This window comes from Acidovorax sp. BL-A-41-H1, assembly GCF_051942715.1.
The window spans coordinates 64,737-77,834 of record NZ_JBPVJQ010000007.1; the positions used below are offsets into that span (position 1 = coordinate 64,737).

At 65.8% G+C, this 13,098-nt stretch carries 11 protein-coding genes; 1 reads left to right on the forward strand and 10 read right to left on the reverse strand.

Annotation, left to right across the window (positions count from 1 at the left end; all coding sequences use genetic code 11):
- Positions 1-63: 63 nt before the first annotated feature.
- On the reverse strand, positions 64-1,878 hold the full coding sequence (pdxA, locus tag ACTPOI_RS22045) for a 4-hydroxythreonine-4-phosphate dehydrogenase PdxA (protein WP_440112828.1): 1,815 nt from the start codon (positions 1,876-1,878) through the stop codon (positions 64-66).
- Positions 1,787-3,076 (reverse strand): four-carbon acid sugar kinase family protein, encoded by a 1,290-nt coding sequence (locus tag ACTPOI_RS22050; RefSeq protein WP_440112830.1) that lies wholly within the window; start codon positions 3,074-3,076, stop codon positions 1,787-1,789. Before ACTPOI_RS22050 ends, pdxA begins: the two co-directional genes overlap by 92 nt.
- A 113-nt stretch (positions 3,077-3,189) precedes the next feature.
- Here ACTPOI_RS22050 and ACTPOI_RS22055 point away from each other — a divergent pair, with 113 nt between their 5' ends.
- Positions 3,190-4,095, forward strand: coding sequence for a LysR family transcriptional regulator (locus ACTPOI_RS22055; protein WP_094285894.1), 906 nt, complete (start codon positions 3,190-3,192; stop codon positions 4,093-4,095).
- On the opposite strand, the gene ACTPOI_RS22060 is transcribed toward ACTPOI_RS22055, so the two are convergent.
- The 8 genes from ACTPOI_RS22060 to ACTPOI_RS22095 form a co-directional block, all read right to left on the reverse strand.
- Positions 4,086-4,784 (reverse strand): mechanosensitive ion channel family protein, encoded by a 699-nt coding sequence (locus ACTPOI_RS22060; RefSeq protein ID WP_440112907.1) that lies wholly within the window; start codon positions 4,782-4,784, stop codon positions 4,086-4,088. The genes ACTPOI_RS22055 and ACTPOI_RS22060 overlap by 10 nt on opposite strands.
- 62 nt (positions 4,785-4,846) lie before the next feature.
- Positions 4,847-5,881 (reverse strand): GGDEF domain-containing response regulator, encoded by a 1,035-nt coding sequence (locus tag ACTPOI_RS22065; protein WP_252657790.1) that lies wholly within the window; start codon positions 5,879-5,881, stop codon positions 4,847-4,849.
- 78 nt (positions 5,882-5,959) lie between these two features.
- The gene (gene lysS / locus ACTPOI_RS22070) at positions 5,960-7,507 is read right to left on the reverse strand and encodes a lysine--tRNA ligase (protein ID WP_440112833.1); all 1,548 of its coding nucleotides are present in this window, start codon (positions 7,505-7,507) and stop codon (positions 5,960-5,962) included.
- Between the two features lie 37 nt (positions 7,508-7,544).
- Entirely contained in the window at positions 7,545-8,789 is a 1,245-nt protein-coding gene (locus ACTPOI_RS22075) for a DegT/DnrJ/EryC1/StrS family aminotransferase (protein ID WP_440112835.1), read from the reverse strand.
- Between the two features lie 19 nt (positions 8,790-8,808).
- Positions 8,809-9,441 (reverse strand): acetyltransferase, encoded by a 633-nt coding sequence (locus ACTPOI_RS22080; protein ID WP_440112837.1) that lies wholly within the window; start codon positions 9,439-9,441, stop codon positions 8,809-8,811.
- Positions 9,438-10,031, reverse strand: a complete 594-nt coding sequence (locus ACTPOI_RS22085) for a sugar transferase (RefSeq protein ID WP_440112839.1) — start codon at positions 10,029-10,031, stop codon at positions 9,438-9,440. The genes ACTPOI_RS22080 and ACTPOI_RS22085 overlap by 4 nt, the downstream gene beginning before the upstream one ends.
- A complete protein-coding gene (locus ACTPOI_RS22090) occupies positions 10,028-11,269 on the reverse strand; it encodes a glycosyltransferase family 4 protein (RefSeq protein WP_440112841.1) in 1,242 nt (413 codons plus the stop codon). The genes ACTPOI_RS22085 and ACTPOI_RS22090 overlap by 4 nt, the downstream gene beginning before the upstream one ends.
- Positions 11,270-11,276: 7 nt before the next feature.
- The gene (locus ACTPOI_RS22095; RefSeq protein WP_440112843.1) at positions 11,277-13,094 is read right to left on the reverse strand and encodes a glucosamine 6-phosphate synthetase; all 1,818 of its coding nucleotides are present in this window, start codon (positions 13,092-13,094) and stop codon (positions 11,277-11,279) included.
- Positions 13,095-13,098: the final 4 nt, after the last annotated feature.

Genomic DNA, 13,098 nt, shown 5'->3' on the forward strand with positions numbered 1-13,098 from the left:
GGCCCGCACCATGTGCGCGCCAGCCGCAAGCCTCGGTTGCTAGTTGTCAGCTTTTCACTGCGGTCAGTGCGCCCCGCTGCACTGCGGCTCCTTCCCCGCAGCGTCCAGCAGGCCCCGGATGCAGCGCAATTGCGCTGCCAGCCCGGGGGCCGGGGCTGGAAACACGCCGTCCAGCGCTGCGGTCCCCACCGTCAGTCCGGCGGCGCGGCCTGCGACGGCAGCCTCAATCCGTTCAGCCCGGTCAATAGAGCCCGCGATCACCACCGGCTTGTCCACCGCCGCAACCACGCGGTGGATCAGTGCTGGCACGTCACCTGTAAACCGATAGGCCAGCAGGTCCAGCCCATGTACGCCCTCCAGGGCTGCCATGCGTCTTGCGCTGGCCACGATGTCGTCGGTGGAGCCGCCCAGCACGCTGGGGTGGCCGGTCACGGCGCCGGGGAACGGGTAGTAGCGGATGGGCGTGCCCCGCAGCAGGGGCAAGACGGCCTCGGGCCGCGTGCCGCCCATGAGCACATCCACCCCCAAAGCCACCGCGGCCCGTGCTGAGGCGGTTTCGCTGGCCTCGTCCAGGCTCACCACCTCCAGATAGCTTACGGCCCCGGCGGCGCGGATGGCGTCGGCCAGCTGCTGCAGGTCGGGCAGCGGCAGGCCCACGTCCTTGAAGCCGATGTGCTGCACGCCAGCGTCCAGCACCTCGGGCAAGAGGTCCATGGCGTTGGCGACGGTGCGGTCCTGGCGGGTCAGCATGAAGATGAAGTCGGGGCGTGGGCGCCGGACGGTGGCTGGAGGGCGGCGATGCAGCGCCAGCATGGGCGCCGGTGCGCTGATCGTGGTGGCTGGGCGGGTCGGGGTGCCCATGGCGGCTGCGTACTGCAGCGCCTGCACCAGGCTGCTGGCACTGGCCCGGCCGGTTCCTGCAATGTCGAAGGCCGTGCCGTGGTCCACCGAGGTCCGTATGAAAGGCAGGCCCAGGGTGATGTTCACCCCTTGCTCCACGCCCAGGTACTTCACCGGGATCAGGCCCTGGTCGTGGTACTGCGCCACCACCACATCGAAGTCGCCCTGGCGGGCGCGCATGAACACCGTGTCCCCGGGCCAGGGGCCGGAGGCATCAATGCCTTCGGCGCGTGCCGCGGCAATGGCGGGCGCAATCACCTGCTGGTCCTGGTCGCCAAACAGCCCGTTCTCTCCCGCATGGGGGTTGAGCCCGGCCACCGCCACGCGCGGGTGGGTCAGCCCCAAGCCCCGGCAGGCGGCGTGGGCGAGTCGGATCGCGCGCAACTCGTTGTCGGGGGTCACGGCGGCAATGGCTTCGCTCAGCGCCACGTGGATGGATACCAGCACCACCCGCAGTTCCGGGTTGGCGAGCATCATCGCGAAGTCGCGGGTGCCGGTGCGGGCCGCCAGGATCTCGGTGTGCCCGGGGTGGGTGATACCTGCGGCGCGCAGCGCGAGCTTGTGGATGGGGGCGGTCACGATGCCACGCACACGCCCTGCCAGCGCCAGGTCGATGGCCCGCTGCACATAGGCGTGGGCGGCAGCTCCCGCGCGCGCATCCACCAGGCCGGGTGCTAGGTCGTGGGGCAGGGGCGCCCCGGTGGGCAGAACGGGGATGGCCCCCTGGGCCAGCGCTTGCGTGAGCCCGTCAAAGTTCTCCCCGATGGGCATGACCGGGCAGGATCCTCCGATGGCATCGACCGCCCGCTGCAATGCACCGGCGTCGCCAATCACCACATAGGGCAGGTCAGGGCGGCGGGTGTCTTGCGCCAGCTTGGCGATGATCTCAGGGCCGATGCCCGCCGGGTCGCCCATGGTGATGGCGAAGGGAAGGCTGTTGTGGTCGGGTAGCGGTGGGGGAAGGGAGGGGTGGGTCATGGGCTTGGATCTCCGTGGTTGGCAGGGTGTGCAATTGCTCAATGCAGCGGCGCAAGGTGTCTGGCTGGCCAAAGCCTCCGGCCTTGGTGGCAAAAGCCAGTGTTCGTGTGGGCAGCTGCAGCGCGCCGTAGGGCACGCCGGGCGCCACTTCGCCCAGCAGGTCGAGGTGGGTCGCCTGTAACACCTCGATCACGCGCCGGGCCGTGTCGCCACCGGTGGCCACCAGCCCGTCCCACTGCGCTGCGCATTGCCCGGCCAGCCACGCGAGCTGCTGTGCAGGCTGGGCCGAGAACCCGGGGGCGGGCGGCGGGGTGTGTCCGGGCGGCGTGGCGCTGGTCAGGCACACAACAGGGTGTGTGGCCAGGGCCTGGGCCAAGATGTTCTGCAGGGCCTGGAGCGCGGCCATGGCCAGGCCAGGCTCGCCAGGTGGGGGCGGGAGGCGCACCACAGGGATGCCTGCGCGCTGCAGTTCCTCCACCTGCCCGCCGTTGGCGGGGTGCAGGCTGCCCACCACCACCAGGGTGCACCGGGGCCGCCCCAGGTGCGGTGGGCTGGTGTGGCGTGCGGGGTGCGCTGGGCATGGGGGCGCCCCGTGGGCGCGGGCGAGTGCACTGGCCAGCCCTGGCGACCCCACCCAGAGCAGGTCTGGCCGGCGCAGGCCGGTGGTGGCGACGACGGCATCCAGGTCGGCATCGGTGGTGGCGTCGTGGATGCGCAGTCGCTGCGCGGGCACGCCGCGTGGTCCCCCCATGCGGGCGATCACCACGCTGGACGTGATGGGCGTGCGCGGGTCGCTGGCAAACACGGTCTGCTCCAGCGGCATGCCGTGCAGCCATTGGCATCCTTGTTGTGTGGTGCGCCCGGCCGCCGGGAAGGCCGGAGCCACCAGCGCCAGCTGCCGGGCCGCCCCATCCAGGGCTCCGCAGGTTTCGGCGCCCAGGTGGCCGCGCAGGGTGGAGTCAATGGTCTTGAGCAGCACGGGCGCGTGTCGCAGCGCCTGCGCGGCGTGACGGAACCGCGCCTGCGCGCGCAGCGGCGACACAAACCGGGTGTCGAGGTCGATGGCCAGCACGTCGGTGCTGTGCGGCCCTGCCAGCGCGTCGGGATGCAGTAGCACCCGTGCAGACCGCCCGCACGCGGCAAAAGGCGCCGCACCGTCGAGGGCGCTGGTCAGGTCGTCGGCCAGGATGGCGATCATGAAGGTTTCTTCTTTCTCAATGAATTCTGGGTACTATGCTTTTTTTTAGAAAATAAAAAAATCGATTTCGACTCAAGGTTTTATTGAGTGAAAGTCAATTGAATAGCGATGTGATGGATACGATTTCCAGGCTTCCCCACCTCTCGGCCCTGCGTGCGTTTGAAGCCACCGTGCGCCATGGCAGCGTCTCGCGCGCGGCGCGCGAGCTGCATCTGACGGATGGCGCCGTAAGCCGTGCCGTGCGTGACATGGAGGGGGCCCTGGGCTTTGCGCTGTTTCAGCGCGGCAACCGGGCGGTGGTGCCCACTCCTACCGCACGGGTGCTGGCCGACGATGTGGGGGCGGCACTGGGCCGTTTGCATGCCGCCATGGAGCGTGCGCGCCGGGCCGAGGGCGTGGGCAGGCCGCTGGTGCTGTCGTGCGAGCCCACCTTTCTCATCCGCTGGTTGATTCCCCGCCTGGCGCTGCTGCAGGCGGCGGTGGGGCCGGAGCGGGAGCTGCGGTTAGTATCGGCCGGTGGGCCGGTGTTTTTCAGCCGCGATGGCATCGACCTGGCGATTCGCCGCAGCGACTTTCCCTTAGCGCCCGATGTAGTGGCCGAGCCGTTTCTGGACGAGCGCATCGGCCCTGTGTGCCGCCCAGATCTGGCGGCGGCCTGCGCGCAGCGGGATGAGGTGTTGCAGGCCGTGCTGCTGCACACGGCCACCCGCCCCGGTGCCTGGGAGGGTTGGGCCGGGTTGACCCACACGCGGCTGCAGGCCCAGCGGGATGTGCGGTTTGAGCACTTCTACCAAAGCCTGCAGGCGGCGGTCGCCGGTGCGGGCATCGCCATCGGCCCGGTGGCCCTGGTGGCTGACGACCTGGCCACCGGTGTGTTGTGTGCGCCGCGCGGTTTTGTGGCTGATGGTTCCCGCTACCTGCTCATGGCGCCGACGGGGGAGGGGGATCGGGCAGCCTTTGCCGCGGTTCTGGCCTGGCTGCGTGGGGCCTGCCAGTCGCTTCCGGCTGGTCAGCCCTGAGAGCTGTTTGCGGAACCGGCGCCCGCCGTTGTGGGGGCTGCGGCGGCTGTTGTTGGTGCCGGTGGGGCGGGCGCCTCTGTCGCCTGTTCGGGCGTTGCGGGAGGCTGCGGCACTGCAGCCGGGACAGGTGGCACGCCCTGAAAGCGCCGCACCACCCGCTGGAACACCAGCGAATTCGGGATCTGCAGCCAGGCCACATGCTCGGCCGTGGCGCCATGGTCTTCCAGCGTCGTGTAGAGCAGGTTGATGTCCACCACGCGCCCCTTGGCGCCGGGTTTTTCTGCGGTGTCCAGCACCTCGATGTAGTCGCCGATGCGGAATGGCCGCACCGTGAAGATCAGCAGCGCGCAGAACAGGTTGGACAACACGCTCCAGGCGGCAAAAAACGCCACCGCACCCACCGTGGCAAAACCGGTGAACGCCGTCCAGAGCACGGTGGCGGAGACGCCCATGCGCTCCAGCACCAGCAGCAGCGCACTGGCCACGATGATCCAGCGGATCAGCCCGTTGAGGGGCACGACCAGCTCGTCCGGCACCTGGTAGTGGCTGCTGGCGCGGCGCACGATGCGGCGCAGCACGCGCTGCAGCAGCCAGGCCACAAAGAGGATGAGCAGGATCTGCGTGCCGGGGATGATGACCTCCAGCCAGTCCTGCACCCAGTCGGGCAGGCGGGTTTTCAGCAGCTGCATGCGGGAGGCCACGGTGCGCGCGCTGCGCTCGGTGGCGTCAAACGAGAAGGCGGAAAAGAAACTCAATTGCGCAGTTGCTCCACGGTGTCCATCTGCATTTCAAAACTGAAGAAACGGTTACGGCCCTGGGCCTTGGCTGCGTACAGGGCCTGGTCGGCGCGCATGATCATGCTCTCGGCATTGGTGCTGTCATCGGGCACGCAGGTGGTGATGCCGCCGGACAGCGTAAGGATGTCGCCCAAGGGCGAATTGGCATGCGCGATGGCACGCACCTTGAGCAGCTGCCCCAGGGCCCGCGCGAAGGTCATGGCCCCCGAGCGGGGCGTGTTGGGCAGGATGAGGGCGAATTCTTCACCGCCGTACCGCGAGGCCACATCCCGAGGGCGCACACACACTTCGCGCAGCAGGCGGCCTACCTCCTTCAGGCAGGCGTCGCCCTGCACATGGCCGCTGGTGTCGTTGAAGAGCTTGAAATGGTCCAGGTCGCACAGCATCAGCGTGAGCGGCGTGCCATCCCGCCGTGCGGCCAGGATCTCGTTGTGCAGGATGCGGTCGAAGCCCCGGCGGTTGACCAGGCCGGTGAGCGCATCGATCTCCACCATCTCGTTGAGCCGCTGGTTGGCGGCATGCAATTCGGCCGACATCAGCACCAGCCGGCGGCGCATGTCCAGCAGTCGCCGCATGGCGCGCAGTTTGGCCATGAGCACGATGGGCTTGACGGGTTTGACGAGGTAGTCGTCGCCCCCCACCTCAATGCCACGCCACACGTCCAGCTCGTTGTCCAGGCCCGACAGGAAGATGATGGGTGTCCAGTCGCCCGCCTCGCTCTCGCGCATCTGCTGGGCCACCCAGTAGCCGTCCTGGCCGGGCAGCTTGATGTCGAGCAGCACCAGGTCCGGGCGGTGGGTCTTGAAGAGGTGCAGCGCCGCCTGGCCCTCAGGCGCCTCGAAAATCTTGGACACGCCTGCGCGCCGCAGTTCGGCCACCAGCGCGGCGCGCACGGAGCCCTGGTCTTCGACCACCAGCACCGAGAACGCATTGCCGGTGGGCAGGGGCTCGGCGGCGGGGTAGGGAGCGTTGCTGGAGCTGAAAGGCACGGTGGGTCTCCTTGGCGCATTCAAGAAAGGCGCGGTCTCGGGCTCCCGGAGTGCATGGCCCCGGGGCCTCGCTCAGGCTCAGGACTCGCGGCGCAGCGCCGGGAACAGGATCACGTCGCGGATGCTGGGGCTGTCGGTCAGCAGCATCATGAGGCGGTCAATGCCAATGCCGCAACCCCCCGTGGGGGGCATGCCGTATTCCAATGCGCGCACAAAGTCGTGGTCGTAGAACATGGCTTCGTCGTCGCCGCTGTCCTTGGCGGCCACCTGGGCGTGGAAGCGTGCGGCCTGGTCTTCGGCGTCATTCAGCTCGCTGAAGCCGTTGCCGAACTCGCGGCCGGTGATGTACAGCTCAAAGCGCTCGGTCACCTCGGGGCGGGTGTCGTTGGCGCGGGCCAGGGGCGAGATCTCGGTCGGGTGCTCCATGATGAAGGTGGGCATCCAGAGCTTGTCTTCCACCGTCTCTTCGAAGTACAGCACCTGCAGGCTGGCCAGCGAGCGGGCCGAGAGCTTGTCCTTCTCTTCCGTCATGCCCAGTTTCTTCAGGGCGCTGATGAGCCAGGCGGCATCGTCCACATGGGCACCCGCCTCGGTGTACTGGAAGATCGCTTCGCGGATGGTCAGGCGCGCAAACGGCTGCGACAGGTCCACCGCGCGGCCTTGGTAGGTCAGCTGCAGCGATCCCGTGGCCTTGAGCGCAACCTCGCGGATCAGCGTCTCGGTGAAGTCCATCAGGTCCAGGTAGTTCCAGTACGCCGCGTAGAACTCCATCATGGTGAACTCGGGGTTGTGGCGCACCGAGATGCCTTCGTTGCGGTAGCTGCGGTTGATTTCGAACACGCGCTCGAAGCCGCCCACGATCAGGCGCTTGAGGTACAGCTCCGGTGCGATGCGCAGGTACATCTCCTGCTCCAGCGCGTTGTGGTGCGTCACGAACGGCTTGGCATTGGCACCGCCCGGGATGGGGTGCAGCATGGGCGTCTCGACTTCGAGAAAGCCGTGGCTCACCATGAATTCGCGCAGGCCGCTCACGGCCTTGCTGCGGGCCATGAAGCGCTTGCGGGCATGCTCGTCGGTGATCAGGTCCACATAACGCTGGCGGTACTTCTGCTCCTGGTCCGCCATGCCGTGGAATTTGTCGGGCAGGGGGCGCAGGCTCTTGGTCAGCAGGCGCAGGCCGGTCACCTTGATCGACAGCTCGCCCGTCTTGGTCTTCATGAGGGTGCCCTCGGCGCCCACGATGTCGCCCAGGTCCCAGTGCTTGAAGGCGGCGTACAGCTCTTCGCCCACCGCATCGCGTGTGACGTAGAGCTGGATGCGGCCACCCACCTCGCCCAGCGAGCCGTCCTGCACCGTGGCAAAACTGGCCTTGCCCATCACACGCTTGAGCATCATGCGGCCGGCCACGCTGACGGTGACGGGTGTGGCTTCCAGTGTTTCGTTGGCCGTCTCGCCGTGGTCCTGGTGCAGCTGGGCCGCCTTGTGGGCGGGCTTGAAGTTGTTGGGGAAGGCCACGCCACCGCCATTGGCTTGCACTTCGCGCAAGGCGCGGAGCTTTTCGCGGCGCTCGGCGATGAGCTGGTTGTCGTCCTGGGGGGCGGGGTGGTTTGGTGAAGTGTCAGGCATGGCGCGCTCAGTGGGCGAGTGGAGCAAACCTTCTATTTTAGTTTCTATCGCTACGGGCCTGAGAAAGCACTTTGGCTGCGACGGTCGCGGTCCTTTCAATTTCTGCCGCAGTAAGGGTAGGGTGGACCAGAAACATCAAGCTGGACTCTCCAAGATCTCTGGCCGTGGGCATCGGCTTAGAAGGGCGCCAGCCCGTCCCTTCAAACGCTTTCTCCAGGTAGACCTCAGAACAGCTGCCGTGGTAGCAAGGCACTCCGGCGTTGTTGATTGCATCTACTACGCGATCACGGTTCCAGCCAGGCGCTAGGTGCTGCTGCTGCACATACAAATAGAACCTGTACTGTGCGTGCAAACAGCCGCAAGTGGGTGGAGCGGGGGGGGCGTGGAGAGTTTGACAAGACTCACAGCTACTGAAAACAGGAAGCCGTATTGGTCCTCGTGTACCAGAAAACTCTGAAAGAGTCGTACGCAGTGCTTCAGCGTGAGCGTTGCGCTGGCGGGTCCATTCAGGCAACCGGTGCAATTGAATTCGGCCGATTGCTGCCTGCATCTCCAGCATGCGCCAGTTGGTGCCGAAGCTCTCGTGCAGCCAACGGAAACCCGGCGGGTGCTGGCGCTCATACACAGCGGCGTAGCTCTTGCCGTGGTCCTTGTAGGCCCACATGTCGCGCCACAGCTGTTCGTCGTTCAGCGTGACCATGCCGCCTTCGCCGCCGGTGGTCATGATCTTGTCCTGGCAGAAACTCCAGGCCCCGATGTGGCCGATACTCCCCACGCTGCGGCCCTTGTAGAGGGCACCATGCGCCTGCGCGCAGTCCTCGATGACCTTGAAACCGTGCTGCGCGGCCAACGCCATGATGGGGTCCATGTCGCAGGGCCAGCCCGCCAGGTGCACGCAGATCACGGCCTTGGTGCGCGGCGTGAGCACCTGTGCGATGGTGCTCGCGGACAGGTTGCCACTATCGGCATCGACGTCGGCGAACACCGGCGTCGCGCCCGCGTTGACCACGCAGGACACGCTGGCAATGAAGGTGCGCGGCGTGACCACCACCTCGTCGCCAGGGCCAATCCCCAGGCCCTTGAGCGCCAGATCCAGAGCCAGGGTGCCGTTGGACAGCGCGATGGCATGGCGCGTCCCGCACCAAGCGGCGAATTCACGCTCGAACTCGCGACATTCGTTGCCGGTCCAGTAATTGACCTTGTTGGACAGCAGCACCTGCTGCACGGCCCGAGCCTCTTCTTCGGTGTAGCTCGGCCAGGGGGAGAAAGACGTGCTCAGCATGATCTTGATGACTCTGCGCTCATGTATTGTTTGCGCCCATGGGCATGGCGGGATTGCCTGCAACCGTGAGCCCATCGTGCACGGCCTGCACCACCACGGCGCCTGCGCCCACCATGACGCGCTCACCAAGGATCATGCCCTGTTTGACGGCGGCTCCCACACCCACCCAACTGCCGTGTCCAACCTGGACATGGCCCGAAAGGTGCGCGCCCGGACAGATGTGCACGGCATCTCCCAGGTGGCAGTCATGGTCCACCGTAGCACCAGTGTTAATGATGCCGGCCTGGCCCACGACGGCGTCGATGTTCACAACCGCGCCCGCCATCAATACGGTGCCTGCGCCCAGCACGGCATGAGGACTCACCACGGCGGCCGGGTGCACCACGGTCACCAGCGGTGCGCCCGCGGCCTGCAGGATTTGGTGCTTGGCCCAGCGCACAGCGCAATCGCCGATGGAAACGATCACCCCCTGGAATTCCTGAAGCCGCGCCAGCAGCGCGGCGCTGTCGCCTGTCACAGGCCAGGGGCCATTGCTCTGACGCTGCGGCCAAGCGTCGTCAAAGAACTCCACGGCGCTCCAGCCGCCTGCCAGTGCTGCATCGGCGACCACCTTGCCATGGCCGCTGGCACCGAGCAGGGCCAGACGCTTCATGGCTTGTTCCCCGTGAAGCGGGGCATGGTGGCCTCGCCTTGCGCGCTGATGCCTTCGCGCACGATGACCTCGCGCACTGTGAGCCAGAGGATGCGCAGATCCAGCCAGAGCGAACGGTGGTCGACATACCAGACGTCAAGCTTGAAGCGCTCCTCCCAGCTGAGCGCGTTGCGGCCATTCACCTGGGCCCAGCCGGTGATGCCCGGCCGTACCTCATGGCGGCGCGCCTGCTCGGGCGAGTACAAAGGCAGATACTCCATCAGCAGGGGCCGCGGCCCCACCAGGCTCATCTCGCCACGCAACACGTTCCAGAGCTCGGGCAACTCGTCGAGGCTGGTGGCACGCAGGAAACGGCCAAAGGGCGTCAGGCGCTGGGCATCCGGCAGCATCTCGCCGTCCGTGCCGCGTTCGTCCGTCATGGTGCGAAACTTGACCATCATGAAAGGCCGCCCGTGCAGGCCGGGGCGTACTTGGCGGAACAGCACCGGGCTGCCGAGCTTGTAGCGCACCAGACCCCACAGCAATAGCAGGGGCAAGGCCAAAACCAACAGAAGCCCGAACGACAGTAGCAGGTCAAAAAGGCGCTTCATCGCACCACCCCCGCTTCCGTTGGACCGAACAGGATGGCCTGATAGTTCTTGGCCAGCGCCTCATAGCGGCGATGCGCCAGGATCCATTCGCGGCCACGCCGGCCGATGGCCTCGCGCTGTGCGGCGTCCATGGCTGCATAACGCTGGACTTCACGGCGCAGTGCCGCGACGTCGCCGGCCGGCACATAGGTGCCGCAATCGGCCTCGTTGATCATCGAGGGGTAGCCAGTGTACGAGGCCACAACCGGCTTGCCGGCCAGCATGTAGTCGATCACCTTGTTCAGGGACTGGCCGTACTTCCAGACCGTCGAGACGTGCACGGAGAAGTACAGCAGATCGCAGTGCGAGAGCACGGACTGCACCATCTGCTTGGGTACACGCGGCGCGAAGGTGAGGTTGCTCAGGTGCGCGTACTTGTGCTGATAGTGCACGCGCAGGTCACCCTCGCCGACGACGAGGAAGTGGACCCCGGGGTCCTCCTTCATGGCCTCGGCGCAGTCGAGCATGGTGTCCAGCGCGTTGGTGATGCCTATGGTGCCGGCATGCGCCACGATGAACTTGCCCTTGGGGATGTACTTCTCAACGTAGTCGGCCGGCAGCGCCTCCCCCGGGCCCAGGGCCGCTTCGTCGACGGCCATGGGGATGCAGTGGGTAGTCTTGGGCTGCCCCAGCACACCGGCCACGTGCTCACCGAGATTAGGCATGGTACCCACAATGGCATCCGCGTGACGGTAGCCCAGCTTCTCGATGAAGCCCAGGCCCAGCACCAGCGGATTCCAGCGGCCGAAGCCACCCTCCTCCGTAATAGTCAGCGGCCAGATGTCGCGGATTTCGAGCACCAGACGGCACTTGTAGCGCCGACGCAGCAGAAAGCCATTGAGGATGGTGAGCAACGACAGACTGGAGACGATCACCACGTCGGGCGCGGGCAATTTGTCCTTGGGCAGGCGCCAGAGCCGCCACTCGAAGTCCAGCCAGCTCAGGATGCGCCGCAAGGACTTGGCCACCGCGTACTTCATGGTCCGCACCCAGCACAGCCGCATGCCGTCGACCTCCTGGAGGAGATAAGGCTCTTCCAGAACGGGCACCTCGGTGAGCTGGTTGGAATCCGAGGTGATGATCACACTCTGATAGCCCATGCGCGCAAACTCACGCATGATGAGATAGCCGCGCCCGCCCGCGCCGACTTTGGCCGACGGCGCCACGTATTTGGAAACGTACCAGATGCAGGGATTCACGGGTGGCTCAATACAGTTTCGGGATGGCGTTCACGACCTTGATGGCTTGCTTGAAGTCCACGCCCACAGCGTCTAGGTACCACTTGATGTTGGGGTAGCGCGGCGAGTTCTCTTGTTCCACCATTTCCAGCGCCTCTGCACGCGTGAGGTCGCCCTCGCGGATCTGGTTGCTGCGGAAGGTGTCGTGCTCGGTGAAGCCAGCGACCGTGTAGTAGACGTAGTTATAGAAGGCCGCCGTGCCGTCGCCGATGCGCCAGGTGGTCGTGGTGTCGGGCGCCCGCTCCCAGTCGTAGGTGGCTAGCGTGTCGTCGATCTGCTTCTCATCCCAGCGCCAGTAGTCGAAGAGATGGTAGTAGTCCGTCTTCTTCGTGAAGCTGCGGTAGTACTCACCGGAGAGCGTATCCCACAGGGAGCTGTTGAAGTATCCCGGGCTCTGCAGCATGGCGCCAAAGCGCAGGCCCTGGTAGCGCAGCTGCTTCATCACGCCGTGCGAGTAGACGCGTTTTTCTTCGAAGTCGGGCGGCACGCCCAGGAAGCCGGCCTTGAAGTGCGTGACCTCCAGCGGGTTGATGCCCCACAGGTTAAGGCTGATCCCGGTCTGCTGCTTGACCGTCTCGATGTGGCGGAAGAAATGCTTGTCGCCCGCCGTCAGGATGCTGATCATGCCCAAGTGCGGGGACTTGAGCCAGGCCCGCAGGTTCTTGGCGATGTACTCGCGCTTCTTGGTAATGTCGTCCGCGACGATGATGTTTTCGACGCCGAGCTCGGCGCTCATGCGGCTGATGTTGCGCCGCCCCAGATCTGTCACCATACCCCAGTCGTAGGTGTAAGTTATGGGCTTCATCTGCAGCTCCTTGACAATCAGGTGCAGACCGAAGCAGCTGTCGCGCCCGCCGGAGAAGGGCACCAGGCAGTCGTCGCCGTGTACGCGGCGATAGGACTCGACAAGCTTGAACAGTTCCTCCCTCGGCTGCGGCTTGTTGCGCGGCTTGTAGTGTCTACAGTAGTTGCAGACACCGTCAGCATCGAAGTTGATGAAGGGCATGGTCTCGGTTAGCAGGCACTTGGTGCAGCGACGACCTTGATACCTTCGGTAGCTGAGCAGCTTCTCCTCTTCTGCCGCTCCCGACAGTGACAGAGCCGGGATCAGGTCGGTCTTGCGTTCCTTGCGGTCGGAGATGTCCAGCGCTGCCTGCGAAGAGGGGATATCAACAAACACCGCCTCACGAACCTGATCGATCTCGCCGCAGCCGATGACGGTCAGTGGATAACGCTCCGATGCAAAGAAGGTCGCATCACCCTTGCGACCAACGTAAAGACTGCCGTTGTTCGAGAACAGGCAGAGCTTGCCCAAGCGTGGGAGGATGAGCGCGCAGGCCACGATACCGCGGCACAGGCTCAGGATGCGCACTGGCAACTGCTCCAGAGCGCCGCCCGAATCCAAATGCGCGGTCGCAATGCCAGCGATGATTTCGGTGTCTATCTGCAGGGTCCGCTCCTTGCCGATCTCGGCCCAGAGGGCTTCATCGTTGACGACGATGCCGTTGTGCAGAACGGCCACGCCATCGCGCGCGATGGGCTGGTTGTCGCCCAGGCCGTTGGTGATCAGCCGGCTGTGTCCCAGCACGACATGACTGGCCTGCGGCCGGACTTCCTTGAGTAGGTGGGTAATCGGGTAATCGGCGCGGTAGATCTGGTAAACGCCGTGGAGGAAAGTCACCAGTCCGCTGGAGTCGCGCCCCCGCTGCTGGGCGTGCTTGACCAGCACAGTCAGCTCATCCTCATTCACCAGCGAAGATGAACTGACCCCGAAAATTCCGCACATTTGA